General features: G+C 69.0%; 14 protein-coding genes. 2 read left to right on the forward strand and 12 right to left on the reverse strand.

Annotated elements, in window-relative coordinates; all coding sequences use genetic code 11:
* The 9 genes from NVS83_RS02290 to NVS83_RS02330 all read right to left on the reverse strand — a co-directional run bounded on the left by NVS83_RS02290 (position 1) and on the right by NVS83_RS02330 (position 8,759).
* Complete coding sequence (locus tag NVS83_RS02290; RefSeq protein ID WP_258737876.1) at positions 1-729, reverse strand: SDR family oxidoreductase; 729 nt, start codon at positions 727-729, stop codon at positions 1-3.
* Between the two features lie 88 nt (positions 730-817).
* The gene (locus NVS83_RS02295) at positions 818-1,855 is read right to left on the reverse strand and encodes an NAD(P)-dependent alcohol dehydrogenase (protein WP_258731510.1); all 1,038 of its coding nucleotides are present in this window, start codon (positions 1,853-1,855) and stop codon (positions 818-820) included.
* Positions 1,856-1,894: 39 nt separating this feature from the next.
* Positions 1,895-2,977, reverse strand: coding sequence for an ABC transporter ATP-binding protein (locus NVS83_RS02300; RefSeq protein WP_258737877.1), 1,083 nt, complete (start codon positions 2,975-2,977; stop codon positions 1,895-1,897).
* A gap of 51 nt (positions 2,978-3,028) precedes the next feature.
* Positions 3,029-4,000 (reverse strand): sugar-binding transcriptional regulator, encoded by a 972-nt coding sequence (locus NVS83_RS02305; protein WP_258737878.1) that lies wholly within the window; start codon positions 3,998-4,000, stop codon positions 3,029-3,031.
* A gap of 13 nt (positions 4,001-4,013) precedes the next feature.
* A complete protein-coding gene (locus NVS83_RS02310) occupies positions 4,014-4,940 on the reverse strand; it encodes a sugar phosphate isomerase/epimerase family protein (RefSeq protein WP_258737879.1) in 927 nt (308 codons plus the stop codon).
* On the reverse strand, positions 4,937-5,755 hold the full coding sequence (locus tag NVS83_RS02315; protein WP_258737880.1) for a carbohydrate ABC transporter permease: 819 nt from the start codon (positions 5,753-5,755) through the stop codon (positions 4,937-4,939). Before NVS83_RS02315 ends, NVS83_RS02310 begins: the two co-directional genes overlap by 4 nt.
* Positions 5,755-6,669, reverse strand: a complete 915-nt coding sequence (locus NVS83_RS02320; RefSeq protein WP_258737881.1) for a carbohydrate ABC transporter permease — start codon at positions 6,667-6,669, stop codon at positions 5,755-5,757. The genes NVS83_RS02315 and NVS83_RS02320 overlap by 1 nt, the downstream gene beginning before the upstream one ends.
* 71 nt (positions 6,670-6,740) lie before the next feature.
* Positions 6,741-7,295, reverse strand: coding sequence for an SIS domain-containing protein (locus NVS83_RS02325; RefSeq protein WP_258737882.1), 555 nt, complete (start codon positions 7,293-7,295; stop codon positions 6,741-6,743).
* Positions 7,296-7,409: 114 nt separating this feature from the next.
* The gene (locus NVS83_RS02330) at positions 7,410-8,759 is read right to left on the reverse strand and encodes an ABC transporter substrate-binding protein (RefSeq protein WP_258730969.1); all 1,350 of its coding nucleotides are present in this window, start codon (positions 8,757-8,759) and stop codon (positions 7,410-7,412) included.
* 306 nt (positions 8,760-9,065) lie between these two features.
* Between NVS83_RS02330 and NVS83_RS02335 the strand changes: the two genes are divergently transcribed.
* Entirely contained in the window at positions 9,066-9,869 is an 804-nt protein-coding gene (locus NVS83_RS02335; protein ID WP_258737883.1) for an inositol monophosphatase family protein, read from the forward strand.
* 19 nt (positions 9,870-9,888) lie between these two features.
* Here NVS83_RS02335 and NVS83_RS02340 read toward each other — a convergent pair whose 3' ends face one another.
* Positions 9,889-10,368 carry a DUF2934 domain-containing protein gene (locus NVS83_RS02340; RefSeq protein ID WP_258737884.1) on the reverse strand — a complete coding sequence of 160 codons (480 nt, stop codon included), beginning with the start codon at positions 10,366-10,368 and terminating at the stop codon, positions 9,889-9,891.
* A gap of 256 nt (positions 10,369-10,624) precedes the next feature.
* On the opposite strand from NVS83_RS02340, the gene NVS83_RS02345 reads away from it, so the two are divergent.
* Positions 10,625-11,983: a hypothetical protein gene (locus NVS83_RS02345; RefSeq protein ID WP_258737885.1), complete on the forward strand. Its 1,359-nt coding sequence runs from the start codon at positions 10,625-10,627 to the stop codon at positions 11,981-11,983.
* Positions 11,984-12,005: 22 nt separating this feature from the next.
* On the opposite strand, the gene NVS83_RS02350 is transcribed toward NVS83_RS02345, so the two are convergent.
* Positions 12,006-13,124 (reverse strand): PLP-dependent cysteine synthase family protein, encoded by a 1,119-nt coding sequence (locus NVS83_RS02350; RefSeq protein ID WP_258737886.1) that lies wholly within the window; start codon positions 13,122-13,124, stop codon positions 12,006-12,008.
* Between the two features lie 157 nt (positions 13,125-13,281).
* A complete protein-coding gene (locus NVS83_RS02355) occupies positions 13,282-13,539 on the reverse strand; it encodes a DUF2188 domain-containing protein (protein ID WP_258737887.1) in 258 nt (85 codons plus the stop codon).
* Positions 13,540-13,646: the final 107 nt, after the last annotated feature.

Here is a 13,646-nt window from a genome sequence, read left to right on the forward strand (position 1 = left end):
CTACAGGTCCGTCCCGTTCGGCAGGATCACCAGATCGCGTATCGTGACGTTGCGCGGACGCGTCAGCATGAAGACGACGCAGTCCGCCACCTCCTTTGCTTCCATCAGCGCCCCTGACGCAAGGGCTTCCTCAAGCTTCGCCTGCGGCCAGTCCTTGATCAGCGCGGTGACGACGGGGCCGGGAAGCACCGCGCCGACGCGCACGCCGTGCCTGGCCACCTGCCGGCGAACGGTGTGGACAAAGGCCTGCACGGCGAATTTCGAGGCGGTGTAGACCGGCTCCCAGACCACCGGCACGACGCCCGCGACGGAGGAGGTAAAGATCACGTCACCGGAGCCGCGCTCCACCATGTGCGGCAGCACGGCGTGCACGGTGCGGAAGGCGGCGTTGACGTTGAGGTTGAGCACGCGGTCCCACACGTCGGGGTCGCCCTCGACCACGTCGCCGCCGATATAGGCGCCGGCATTGGCGTGGAAGATGTCGAGCCGGCCGCACGCATCCAGAATCTGCGGCAGCATGGTGTCGACGCTGGCCGGGTCGAGCAGGTCGACCACCACCGGCACCGCCTTGGGGCCGAGCTCGGCGCAGATGCTCTCCAGTGCATCCGCGGCGCGGTCGACGAGGGCGACGCTCGCCCCTTCCTCGAGCATCGCGCGGGCGCATTCGAGGCCGATGCCCGACGCCGCGCCGGTGATGGCGGCGACCTTGCCCTGAAGCCTGCTAGCCATGTCAGTCCTCATTTTCCGGTTCGCAAATGTGAGGAACCCCGACCCGCGCGGGGCGGGCCGGGGTCGGGAGCGGCACGATGGCGGGTGCTCAGCCCGGCATGGCGATCTGCAGCTTCACGTCGGTCGGCAGGCCCTTGGCCGCGCGCTCGAACGCCTCGATGCTGCGCGCGAAGTCGAAGGTCTCGGAGATCAGCGGCTTCAGGTCGACCTTGCCGGAGGCGATGAGGTTGACCGCGCGGTCGAAATTGTTGGCGTAGCGGAACACGGTCTCGACCCGCGCTTCCTTGATGATCGCCGCCGCGACGTCGAACTTCGTCGGCTCGACCGGCATGCCGATCAGCACCAGCGTGCCGCCGGGGCGCACGATGTCGAAGATGCCCTCATAGGCGCGCGGCGAGCCGCTGGCCTCGAACACCACGTCCGCGCCCCAGCCCTCGGTCTCCTGCGCGATCACCTCGGCGAGCGGGCGCTCGGTGATGTTGACCGGGTGGACGCCCGCATACTGGCCGGCGATGGCGAGCTTCGGCGCCGACAGGTCGGAGATGTAGACTCGCGCGCAGCCGCCCGCGAGCGCGGCCAGCGCCGTCATGATGCCGATCGGCCCGCAGCCGATCACGACCGCGACGTCGCCCGGCGTGATGTGCGCGCGCGTCGCCGCCTGCAGGCCGACGGCGAAGGGCTCGACCATCGCGCCCTCGGCGAAGCTGACATTGTCCGGCAGCTTGTAGGTGAAGGCGGCGGGGTGGACGACCTCGGGGGTCAGCACGCCGTGGATCGGCGGGGTGGCCCAGAAGCGCACGTCGGGGTCGACATTGTAGATGCCGAGCTTGGTGGCGCGCGAATTCATGTTCGGCACGCCGGGCTCCATGCAGACCCGGTCGCCGACCTTGAGGTTCTTCACCCGGGCGCCCACCGCCGTCACCGTGCCGGCGGCCTCGTGGCCGAGCACCATGGGCTCGCGCACAACGAAGGAGCCGATGGCGCCGTGCGTGTAGTAGTGGACGTCGCTGCCGCAGACGCCGACCGTGTGGATGGCGATCTTCACGTCGTCGGGTCCGACCTCGAGCGGAAGCTCGATGTCGCGAAGGGAAAGCTCGCCCTTCTTCTCGAGAACCAGTGCCTGCACCATGGGCTTTTCCTGTTGAACTGCCGTCGTCGGCGAGGCTCAGAGAGCGAGGCCGGCGGCGCTGAAGAGATAGATATGCGCCGGGTCGATGCCGAGATTGAGGGCATCGCCCGGCTTGAGGTCGGGCCGGCCGGAGGTGAGCGCGATCACCGGATCGCCCTCGCCGCTGGCGTAGAGCTGCGTCGAGCCGCCGAGGCTCTCGGCGAAGTCGAGCGTCAGCGCCAGCACCGGCGCGGCCGGGGCGACCGTGAGGTGCTCGGGCCGCATGCCGACGATCACCGTGTCGCCCGCCTTCACGCCCGATGCGGAGGGACGATCGAGCGCAAGCTTGCCGCCGGCGAAGCTCGGGTGCTCCAGCACGAGGCCGTTGCCGGAGACGGAGGCCACGCGGGCATTGGTGAAGTTCATCTTCGGCGAGCCGATGAAGCCGGCGACGAAGGTGTTGGCGGGCTTGTCGTAGAGCTCGGTCGGCGTGCCGATCTGCTCGACGAGGCCGGCGCGCAGCACGACGATGCGGTCGGCGAGCGTCATCGCCTCCACCTGGTCGTGGGTCACGTAGACCATGGTGGCGCCGAGGCTGCGGTGCAGCTTGGCGATCTCCACGCGCATCTGCGAGCGCAGCTCGGCGTCGAGGTTCGACAGCGGCTCGTCGAACAGGAACAGCTTGGGGTGGCGCACGATCGAACGCCCGATGGCGACGCGCTGGCGCTGGCCGCCGGAGAGGGCGCGCGGCTTGCGCTCCAGCAGCGCCTCGAGCTGCAGGATGCGCGCGGCCTCGGCCACCTGCGCCTTGATCTCGGCTTCCGGGCGCTTGGCCATGCGCAGGCCGAACGCCATGTTCTCGAACACGCTCATATGCGGGTAGAGCGCATACGACTGGAACACCATCGACACCTCGCGCTTGGCGGGCTCCTCGTAGGTGACCTCGCGTTCGTCGATGTAGAGATGGCCCGAGCTGACGTCCTCGAGGCCCGCGATCATGCGCAGCAGCGTGGACTTGCCGCAGCCGGATGGACCGACGAAAACGACGAACTCGCCCTTGGTGGCGGCGAAGCTAACGCCCTTGATGACGGGAACGTCACCATAGGTCTTCTTGATGTTGTCCAGTCGCAAGAAAGTCATCGGTTCAAAACTCCAGATAGGGCCGGCCCCGGCGGACCGGGCCGCCGTCCGTCAGCCTTCCAGCAGCGCGGCGGCGCATCGTTCGTCGGTCACAAGTCGCTTCACATATCCGGCCCGGAGGATCGCCCGCACGATCGGCACCTTGTAGAGGCCGCCCGAGGCGAGGATCGAATGGCGCACCGGGTTCAGCTCGTGTGGCGCCAGCGAGAGCACGCGCTCGTTGAGCGGGTGGTCGACCGGCCGTCCCTCGGCGTCGAGGAACACGCCGAGCAGGTCCCCGACCGCCCCGGCCGCGCGCAGCGCGTCGAGGTTCTCGGAGACGGTCTGGGTCTGCACCAGCAGCGAGCGGGTCGTCATGTCGCCGCAGGAGAGCAGCGCCATGTCGACCGACCGCGCCCGGCGCATGGTCTCGCTGATGCCGTGGTGAGAAAGCAGCATGGTGCGGCTCTCGGCGGTCGGGAAATAGAGCGGCGCGGCGAGATAGTAGCACTCGGCGGAGATGGCGCGGGCATAGCCGGTGGCGACCTCGAAGGTGCTGGAGCCGGAGCCGCGCGTGAGCCCGCCCATCACCGAGGTCACCCAGCTCTGCGCCATGGGGCGGACGGTGACGCGCTTCAGCCCGGCCGCCAGCGTCTTGCCCCAGCCGACGCCGAGCCCCATGCCGTTCTCGAACAGGCGGTCGAGCATCGCGCCCGCCGCCTCGCCGATCACGCGCTGCTGCTCGGTCTCGTCCGGCAGGGCAGGCACGACGGTCGCCTCCTCGAGCCCGTAGCGCTGGCGCAGCTTCTCCTCGGCCTCGATGCAGTCGGCCATGGGCAGGCGGATGTCGATGAACACGGAGCCGTCGGAGCGCACCTGGCCGAGGATCTTGTTGGTGCGCAGCCGCGTGAGCCCGAGCTGGTCGGCGATGTCCTGCTGCGTGAGCCCGCCCACGAAGTAGAGCCAGGCGACGCGGGCGCGGATCTGCGCCGCCTCGATCTCCTGGGCCGCCGTGAGCCTGCGTTCGCGCGTACCGCCGTTCATCCGTGCTCTCCCCTCAGGCGAAGGCCTTCCTGAGGAGCGCCGAGGAGGTCTCGAGCGCCGTCAGGATCGACCCGCTGTCGTGTTCGAAGGGATAGAACACTTCGAGGAAGACCGGGGCCGGCGCGATGCCGGTCCGGCGCAGCTTGGCGGCGACGTCCACAGGATCGACCCTGCCCGGCACGGTGAAGTCCCAGTGCCGGTCGAGCACGAAGTCGGTCTGCTGGACGTGGACCGCGGTGATGACGCCCTTCAGCTCGCGGAACCAGGGCTCCATCTCGCCGTGATCGGGCCCGTAGAGCGGCTCGAAGGTGCCGTGCCCCCAGTCGGGGCAGAGCCGCCAGGGCACCGCGCTGCCGGCGACGTCGGCCATCATCCGGCGCGCCTGGGCGATGGTCCACGGCCATTCGCGGCGCAGCGGGGTGGGCTCGATATAGAGCTCGCTCAGCCCCTCGGCGGCGGCCCGCTTGGCGAGGCGGTGCATGCGCGCGATCAGATCGGCATAGTCGGCCTCGTCGATCGCCTCCGCCTCGCTGCCGTCGAGCCGCGCGGCAATGGCGCCGAGCGGGCCGCCGACGCGCGGAATGCCGGCCATCGCGGCGAAGCGGTAGGCGCGCACGAGCCACGCCTCGGCATAGTCGCGCACCGCCGGGTCGGGATGCAGGAGCTGGTTGAAGGTGTAGTGGGCGAGACCGATGAAGGCGCTGTGGACGGTGATCCCGCGCGCCTGCGTCTCGCGCCGGACCGCCTCCGCATGGCGGTCGAGCACCGCGTCCGGCCACATCGGGTCGACGAGGTCGTAGGAGAACTGCGCCAGCTCGAAGCTCAGCCGCTCGCGCACGATCCGCGTCCACAGCTCCGGCGTCACCCAGCGCTTCACGCAGAAGCCAAGATTGATGCCGAACGGGATCGGCACGGGAGCCTCGGTGCCGCCCGCGCTCACTTGGTCGCTCCCATGGTCAGGCCGCGCACCATGTGGCGCGAGACGATAAGCGCGAAGATCGTCACCGGCAGCACGATCACCGTGCCGGTGGCCATGATCTTGCCCCAGGGCAGCTCGTAGCCGGACATGAAGCTGGTGGCGACGACCGGCGCGGTCTGCACGTTGCGGCGCGTCAGCACCAGCGCGTAGAGCAGCTCGTTCCAGGAGAAGATGAAGGAGAAGATCGCCGACACCGCGATTCCCGGCGCGCCGAGCGGCAGGTAGATCTTGCGGAAGATGGTGAACTGGTCGGCGCCGTCGAGCCGCGCGGCCTGCTCGAGGTCGGCCGGGATCGACTTGAACTGGTCGGTGCAGATCCACACCACGATCGGCAGGTTGAAGGTGAGGTAGATCAGGATCAGCACCAGATGGGTGTCGAGCAGGCCCACCTGGATCGCCAGCAGGTACACCGGCAGCGCCAGCACGATCGGGCTGATCATGCGGTTGGAGATGAACCAGAACCACAGGTCCGACTTGCCGCGGAACTCGTAGCGGGCGAGCGCGAAGGCCGCCGGCGCACCGAGCGCCACCGCGAGCACGGTCGAGGAGGTCGCCACGATCAGCGAGTTGATGATCGCCCCGCTCACCTTCGCGTCGGCGAAGATGTCGGCGTAGTTCTGCAGCGTCGGGGTGAAGAACCACACCGGCGGGGAGGCGAGGATATCGGGCTGGGTTTTGAAGCTCGCCGCCACCATCCAGTAGAACGGGAACAGCGAGAACACGATCACCGCGGTCAGGCCGAGGGCGTGGAACAGCTTGCCGGACGTTCTGCGCATCAGTGCACCTCCCGGTAGAACAGCCGGATATAGAGGCGGCTGATGATGATGGTGATGATCAGCAGGAGGATCGCCTGCGCCGAGGCGGTGCCGAGATCGAAGATGCGGAAACCCACGCGCTGGATGTAGATCGAGATCAGGTCGGTGGCCGAGCCCGGGCCGCCGCGCGTCATCACGAACACCATGTCGAACAGCTTCAGCACGTCCGCCGAGCGCAGGATCATGACCGCGGTCAGGCCCGGCAGCAGGTAGGGGAGCTGGACGTAGCGCAGCAGGGCGAGCTTGGAGGAGGTCTCCAGCCTTGCCGCCTCCTCGATCTCGCCGGGCACCATGGACAGGCCGGCGAGAAAGATCAGCGCGCAGAACGGCGTCCACTGCCATATGTCCATGACCGCGATGGCGGCGAAGGCGCCCGTCTGCGAGCTCAGCCAGTCGATGCGCCCGATGCCGATCGCCTCGAAGAGCTGGTTGGCGACGCCGAAGTCGAGGTTGAAGATCAGCCGCCCGATCAGGCCGACCACCGCATAGGTGGTGGCGAGCGGCACCACCAGGGTGACGCGGGCGAGCGACTTCAGCAGCCCCATGCCCGGCTTGTGCAGCAGCAGCGCGATGGCGAGGCCGAGCACGATCTGGATCGGCAGCACCGTGACGTAGAACTTCGCGGTCAGGAACAGCGAGGACCAGAAGGTGCTGTCGGTGAGCACGCCGACATAATTGTCGAAGCCGATGAAGGGGAAGCCCTCGCGCGGGCGGGTGATGTTGTAGCGCCGGAACGAGGTGACCAGCGCGAACAAGGTCGGGTAGATGCCGATCAGCAGCAGCGTGATCACGGAGGGCGCCAGGAACCAGAGCGGCGTCCAGCGGCCGTAACCTCGGTTGGGCTTCGCGGGGGCTTGGGTCGCGGAGGCTCTCATGGCGTCGTCCTAGTGGCGTTGGCGGGAGCCGGAGGGCAGGGGCGCCGCAAGCGGCGCGGGCCCGGTCGGGCTCACTCCAGATTCGTGTGGTTGGCGCGCATCTGCGCGGGCGACACGCCCAGCCGCTCGCGCAGGCTGAGTATGAGAAGTTCGAACAGGACGTACAGCGCGCCCTCATAGAGCGAGCCCATCGGCAGCACCGAGCGCGCCGCCGCGCCCTGGTCGCTCGCCATGGTCTGCGCCGGCACGGCGAGCACGAGGTCGGCGCGCGCGGCAGCCGCTCCCGCAGGCTCGGCGGTGACCAGCAGTATCTTCGCCCCGGCGGCCCGCGCCACGCCCATCAGCGCGGCGACGGTGGAGAAGTCGCCCGGTCCGGCGGAGACGACGAGCAGGTCGCCGGCGCCGACCGGAGGCGTGGTCATGTCGCCCACCACCGCGGCTTTGAGCCCGAGATGGAACAGGCGCATGGCGAGGCCCTTGATCTGCAGGCCCTCGCGGCCGACCCCGTAGAGCGCGATGCGCCCGGCACCGGCTATCGCGGCGACGGCGGCGTCGAATTCCTCGCCCCGCACCTTGTCGAGGCAGGCCCGGATTTCGTCCAGCGCCTGGCCATGGAGAGTGGTCATGTCGTCGGATCCCGGCACGGTTCGGGGAAGAAGAGGGCGGACACCGGATTGCGGGGTTCCGGTGCCCGCCCGCAAAGTCCGGCGGTGCCAACCAGGCGCACCGCCGGGCTCAACTCACTGGAGAAGCTTCTTCTTCCCGTCGTAGTAGCCCTCCTTCTGGAGGACTTCCTCCATCCGGGTGCCGATCTCCTTCGAGCCGCCTTCCACGCTGACCTCGCCCAGCATCATCTTCGAGCCCCACTCGGCGATGATCTCGGAGATGGCCGGCCAGGCCGGGAAGCGGGGACGGTACTCGGGAACGCCCGACTGCCAGGAGGCGACCATCGGCTCGACGAACTGGTACTTCTCCTTGATCGCCGGGTCGTCATAGACCGCCATGCGGCCCGACACGCCGCCGGCGTCGACATAGGCCTTGGCGATGTCCTCGGAGGTCGCCCACTGGATGAACAGCCAGGTCGCCTTCTGCTGCTCGGGCGAGGCCTGGGCGGCGACGGCGAGCGAGAAGCCGCCCAGCGCGGGCAGGCGGCCGGCGGGGCCGGCGGGCTCGGGAGCGACGGCGAGGCAGTCGCCGATCTTGGAGGTCTTCGGATCGGCCAGCGTCGGGTAGAAGGCCGACCACTCGGTGATCATCGCCACCTGGCCCTGCGCCAGCGCGTTGACCGCCTCGGCATGGTCGAAGCTGACGTCGCCCGGCGGCATATACTTCATCAGGTCCTGACGGAACTGGAGGCCCTTCTGGCTCTCCGGGCTCATCAGGTTGGACTTGAACTCGGCGTTCAGCAGCGAGCCGCCGAACGGCCACAGGAAGCGCATGAAGCTGTCGGCCGACTGGGTCTCGCCGCGGCGCGACTGCAGGGCGTAGGCATACTGGTTCTTGGAGGCGTCGGTGAGCTTGGGCCCGTAGACGTTCATCACCTCGTCCCAGGTCGCCGGCGGCTTGTCGAAGCCCGCGTCCTTGAGCATGCACTTGTTGTAGAACAGCAGGCCGGAATAATTGTCGAAGGGCAGGCCGTAGACCTTGCCGTCCCAGGTGCCGAAGGCGTCCAGAAGCAGCGGGAAGAAGCCCTTCAGGTTGAGGTTCGGATCGGTGATCGACTTGTCCTTGGCGAGGTCCTCGACCGGCACCAGCCAGCCGTTCTCGGCGAACTCGCCGATCCACACCAGGTCGACCAGCGCCATGGTGAGGTCACCCTGCGAGGTGAAGTTCAGCACTTCCTTCTCGCGCGTGTTCTCGTAGGGGACGATCTCGTAATTGACCTTGATGCCGGTCTTCTTCTCGAACTCGGGCAGCAGCTTGATGATGGCGCGGTAGCCGGGGCGATCGAGGAAGATGCCGTTGATCTCGGTACCCTTCAGCGGCTTGGCGGCGTCTTCGAGCCAGTCGGCCATGGCGGCGACCGGCATGGTTGCGGTCGCGGCCGCCAGGGCCACGACGCTGGCGCAGATTCTCAATGCACGCTTCATTTTTTCCTCCTGAGATGGCGCAGCGCCACGGTTCTGGGCGAGGCCGACATCCGGACGGCTCAAGCCGCCTCTCATCGTTGGCGGAGGCCGCGGCGGCGGACACGCCGCGCTTCTCCGCTTTTCCGCGAGACGTGCCAGCCACATCCCGGCGCCGGCGCTTTCGAGAAAGCCCGGTCCCGTTCTCTCGATGGGCCCGTCGTTCGACGCTGAAATCGATACATTTGTAATCTCAAATATGCAATAGCATCGTCCAACAGCTAAAGTGGCCAACGAGCCGCGGTTCAAGAATGTGGAGGCGCGTTAAGGATGGAAACGGGACAGAACGGCGAGACCGACCCGCTCCACGCCCGGCGGGAACTGGCCGAGGCGCTGGCGCGCAGGGCGGGGAGCAGGGCACGCGCCTTCTTCCTCAACCGCGACACCCTGCACCCGGAGCTGAAATCGGCCTCGCAGGACCTCGTCAGCGAGGCGGACCGCACCATCGAGGCCTGGCTGCGCCGGGCGATTCGCAAGCGTTTTCCGGAAGATGGCATCGTCGGCGAGGAAGAGGCGCCGACCGGGGGGAGTTCGGGCTTCGTGTGGGTGATCGACCCGATCGACGGCACCATGCCGTTCCTCGTGGGCCAGCCGAACTGGACCGTCTCGATCGGCATCGCCCGCGAGGGGCGCCCGGTCGCGGGGGTCATCTTCGCCCCCATGATGCGCGAACTCTACAGCGCGGTGGAGGGCGGCGGGGCGTGGCTGAACGGTGCCCGGCTCGTCATGAATCAGGCGTGGACAATCGCCTCCACCACCATCGGCTTCGGCGCCACCCAGAAGGCGACGCCCGCCGAGGTCGGCGCCTTCACCGAGGCGCTCTACCGCGAGGGCGGGGTGGTGTTCCGGGTCGGATCGGGCGCGCTGATGCTGGCCTATGTCGCGGCCAACCGGCTCGCTGGCTACTACGATCCGGCGCTGTTCTGTTGGGACTGCTGGGCCGGCATCGTGCTGGTACGCGAGGCCGGCGGCGTCGTGACCTTTGAGGGCGCGCTCGACCGCCCCGGTGCCCTGTGGGCCGGCAACGGGCACGTCCATGCCGAGCTGGTCCGGCTCAGCCGGGAGACTCGCTGACCGCGCACCTCCCGGCCGCTCATTCGCGCCGGCGTGCGCCGCTCGATCCGCTCAGGGCGCCTTCGCGGTCGTCCGGCGGCGATCCCGGGCCGCGCCGGCTGGCCGGGACCTCCAGCGTCCGGCGGATGGTGTCGATCTCGCTGACAGGCTCGTACTCGCCGCCATCCATCCGCACATTCGGGTCGACCTCGGGCGGATAGGGCACGCCGGGATGCGCGTTTCCGTCGGTGGACGGATAGGCACCGGCCGCTGGCTGCTTCGTCTGCGCGGCGTCGATCGGCGTCATGGCGGCATCGACCGGCCGGTAGACCTCGTGATGGCCCTCCCGCAAGGCCGCCGCCTCGTCGGAGCGGAACACCGGCTGGTCGGGGGCGGCATCGCGGGCATCCGCGCGCGCCTGCGATTTCGCTCGTGCCGGAGCCTTGGCCCGCGCCGGCGATTTGGCACCCGGCGATGTCGCGAGGGATTGCGATGTCGGGAGAGAGTGCTTGCTGTCCATTCTCGCCTCCTGTGTGCTGCGAGGACAACGCGGGGCGGGCGAAGATGTTCGTCCCGATCTCGCGGGGGAGAGCCCGCGCGCCGGCCCTCGCCATGCGGAAGGCGCATGAGCGCCGCCCGCCCGCGCGTCGATTATTGCGCCTCCGGCACTTGAACCCGCGATGCTGCGCTGCGAGAAGCGGCGGTGCCGTCCCCGGGACGGCGGAGCGGCACCCAACCCTGCCTTGCCGCTTCCCGTCCAGCCTCGCCCTGCCAGCATGTTCCGATCGCTCACCCGCCTTCTCATCCTCGTCATGTGCCTCGCCACCGTCGCCGCGGCGGTGAGCGGGCGTGCGGCGGTTGGGAACGTCGCGATCGCCGCAGGGCTCGGCGTCGTCGTCCTGCAATGGCTGCGCGTGAGCACGCTGGCGCGCCTCTTCACGCTGGTCGCGGTGGCGGCCGGCGCCTTCATCGTTGTCGCCTATCCCGGCGAGCGCGAGCAGCTGCGCACCGCGCTGCTGCAGGGCGTGAGCTTCGCCTCCTTCATGTCGGTGCTCGGCCTGATGCGCTACCCGGTGCGGACGTCGGCGATCATCAAGCGGGCGGCGGGCAGCCTGCTGTCGTTTCCCGCCAGCCGGCGCTACGCCGCCGTCAATATCGGCAGCCACTTCCTCAGCCTGCTGTTCAATGTCGGCATCATCCGCATGATCGGCGACCTGCTGTCCCATGCCGACCACACCGCCGAGATGCGCCTCCAGCGCCGCGACCTGCTGCTGGCGGGCATGCGCGGCGCGGTGCTGATGACCATCTGGTCGCCGATGGGGCTCGGCTTCGCCATCGTCACCACCTCGGTGGTCGGGCTCAACGCGGTGCCGTTCCTCGCGCTCGCCTGCGCCACCGCGCTCACCATCCTGCTGGTGACCTGCGTGGTCGCCGGACGAGCGGGCACGCTGCCGCTCGGCGTCGCCGCGCCGGGCACGGGCACCGATCCGGTGCCGCTGCTGGTGGTGATGGGCGCGAGCGGGCTGCTGCTCGCCCTCACCGTCGGGCTGCATGTGTCGAGCGGGCTCTCCTCCACCATCTCCACCATCATCGTGCTGCCGCTGTTCGCACTGTTCTGGCTGGTGGTCGAGCCGCCGGCGTCCGCGCCGCCGCTGCTGCGGCGCATATGGGAGATGACGCACGGCATCGAGGACATGCGCACCGAGGCGACGGTGCTGATGAGCGCCAATGTGATCGGCGCGGCGATCAGCATCGTTGTGCGCCACCAGTCGTTCTGGGACGCGCTTCAGCACGGGCACTACCCGCCGAGCCTGCTGCTCATCCTGTGCCTGGTGCTGATCCCGCTCGCCGGGGCGGCGTTCATTCCCCACACCATACTGGTGGTGCTGCTGGCCCAGCTTCTCGGGCCGAGCACGCTCGGGCTGGAGCATCCCATGATGGTGGGTCTGACGCTCACGCTCGGCTGGGCGCTCGGCACCAGCGCCTCGCCGATCAGCGTGATGTCGCTGACCACCGGCGCGCTGACCGGCACGCCCTCCTATGTCGTCGGCTTCATCTGGAACCGCGGCTTCGTCATGACCGTGTTCGGCTGCGCGGTGCTGGCCCTTTCGGCGCTCTACATGCTCGGCGGCTGAGGGGCGGCACTGCCGCCAGCGCTCAGGCCGGCATCGGCCCGGCGCCGGCGAGGAAGGCGCGGATCGCCTCGGCCGGGGCGGCGATGTCGAGCCCGCGCGCGGCGAGCCAGCCATCGTCGAACAGGCTAGAGGCGTAGCGCTCGCCGGCATCGCACAGGATGGTGACGATCGAGCCTTCCTCGCCGCAGGCGGCCATCTCCCCGGCGAGCGTGAGCGCGGCGTAGACGTTCGTGCCGGTCGAGCCGCCGCAGCGCCGCCCGAGCACCTCGCTGATGACCCGCATGGCGGCGAGCGAGAGCACGTCCGGCACGGCGATCATCCGGTCCACCACCTCCGGGATGAAGGAGGGCTCGACGCGCGGGCGGCCGATTCCCTCGATCACCGATCCGTAGCGCTCGATCTCGGTGACGGAGCGGTCGGCGTGGTAGCGGTGGAAAACGGACCCCGCCGGGTCCGCCACGCACAGCCGGGTGTCGTGGCGGCGGTAGCGGATGTAGCGCCCGATGGTGGCCGAGGTGCCGCCGGTGCCGGCGCCGGTGACGACCCAGCGCGGCACGGGCGCAGGCTCCTCGCGCATCTGGGCGAAGATGGATTCGGCGATGTTGTTGTTGCCGCGCCAGTCGGTCGCCCGCTCGGCGAAGGTGAACTGGTCGAGATAGAGGCCGCCGGCCTCGCGGGCGAGCGCGGCCGCCTCGCCATAGACCGAGCGCGGATCGTCGACGAGATGGCAGCGCCCGCCCTGGAACTCGATGGCGGCGATCTTCTCGCGCGAGGTGGTGCGCGGCATCACGGCGACGAAGTCGAGCCCGAGCAGTCGGGCGAAATAGGCCTCCGACACCGCCGTCGACCCGCTCGACGCCTCGACGATCAGCGTGTCCGGCCCGATCCAGCCATTGCACAGCGCGTAGAGGAACAGCGAGCGCGCGAGGCGATGCTTCAGGCTGCCGGTCGGATGGCTCGATTCGTCCTTGAGGTAGAGCGTGATGCCGGGCTGGGCGGCGAGCGGCACGCGTATGAGGTGGGTGTCGGCGGAACGGTTGATGTCGGCCTCGATCCGCCGGATCGCCGTCAACAGCCAGTCGCGCGGCTGCGGGCGGCAGGCGCGGCCGGTCTCGTTCGCGGAGGAGGAGGGGTCGGTCATCGGCGGTTCCTGGGCGGGTTCCCGGTGGCGGGAAACCGGCTGACGGCCGATTGGTAGCATGATTGTGCGCGCGAAATCCCCGGCGCCGACGCTGGCCACGACGGTATGCCAGCGCCGGCGCCAGGGAGCGGGCGCTTGATTCCAACTGCCGCCACCGTCAGGTCAGGGACGACCAGGGCGTCTCGTCCGTATCCTCACCGCCCAGCAGGCTCTCGCCTCTCCGTACGCCCGGCACCACGATCACCACCTCGTGGCCGTTGCGAATGGCGTTGGAGGCCGCCGCGACCGCCGCCTCGAAGGCCGCTTCCTTGGTGGCATAGGGGATACTGGTCTCGCCGTTGCGCTCGACGTGCCACTCCGCCTCGCTGCCGCTGATGCGAAAGATGTCGGGTCGTGACTGCGTCGCCGTTTGCATGGTGTCTCCCTTCGTCGAAACAAACGCCCGGTGGTGAAAGGCACGGCAAGGCGCGGCGGCTACAGCATCGGCCAGTCGCCAGCGATATCGCGCCGGAGCGTTTCAGT

Origin of the sequence: Ancylobacter mangrovi (assembly GCF_024752335.1) — a bacterium.
GTDB lineage: Bacteria > Pseudomonadota > Alphaproteobacteria > Rhizobiales > Xanthobacteraceae > Ancylobacter > Ancylobacter mangrovi.

Coding starts and splice junctions, on each gene's coding strand:
- NVS83_RS02355 (WP_258737887.1), bottom strand. CDS start 13,539: ATGCAAACGGCGACGCAGTCACGACCCGACATCTTTCGCATCAGCGGC.
- NVS83_RS02300 (WP_258737877.1), bottom strand. CDS start 2,977: ATGACTTTCTTGCGACTGGACAACATCAAGAAGACCTATGGTGACGTT.
- NVS83_RS02325 (WP_258737882.1), bottom strand. CDS start 7,295: ATGACCACTCTCCATGGCCAGGCGCTGGACGAAATCCGGGCCTGCCTC.
- NVS83_RS02340 (WP_258737884.1), bottom strand. CDS start 10,368: ATGGACAGCAAGCACTCTCTCCCGACATCGCAATCCCTCGCGACATCG.
- NVS83_RS02345 (WP_258737885.1), top strand. CDS start 10,625: ATGTTCCGATCGCTCACCCGCCTTCTCATCCTCGTCATGTGCCTCGCC.
- NVS83_RS02320 (WP_258737881.1), bottom strand. CDS start 6,669: ATGAGAGCCTCCGCGACCCAAGCCCCCGCGAAGCCCAACCGAGGTTAC.
- NVS83_RS02330 (WP_258730969.1), bottom strand. CDS start 8,759: ATGAAGCGTGCATTGAGAATCTGCGCCAGCGTCGTGGCCCTGGCGGCC.
- NVS83_RS02335 (WP_258737883.1), top strand. CDS start 9,066: ATGGAAACGGGACAGAACGGCGAGACCGACCCGCTCCACGCCCGGCGG.
- NVS83_RS02315 (WP_258737880.1), bottom strand. CDS start 5,755: ATGCGCAGAACGTCCGGCAAGCTGTTCCACGCCCTCGGCCTGACCGCG.
- NVS83_RS02350 (WP_258737886.1), bottom strand. CDS start 13,124: ATGACCGACCCCTCCTCCTCCGCGAACGAGACCGGCCGCGCCTGCCGC.
- NVS83_RS02305 (WP_258737878.1), bottom strand. CDS start 4,000: ATGAACGGCGGTACGCGCGAACGCAGGCTCACGGCGGCCCAGGAGATC.
- NVS83_RS02290 (WP_258737876.1), bottom strand. CDS start 729: ATGGCTAGCAGGCTTCAGGGCAAGGTCGCCGCCATCACCGGCGCGGCG.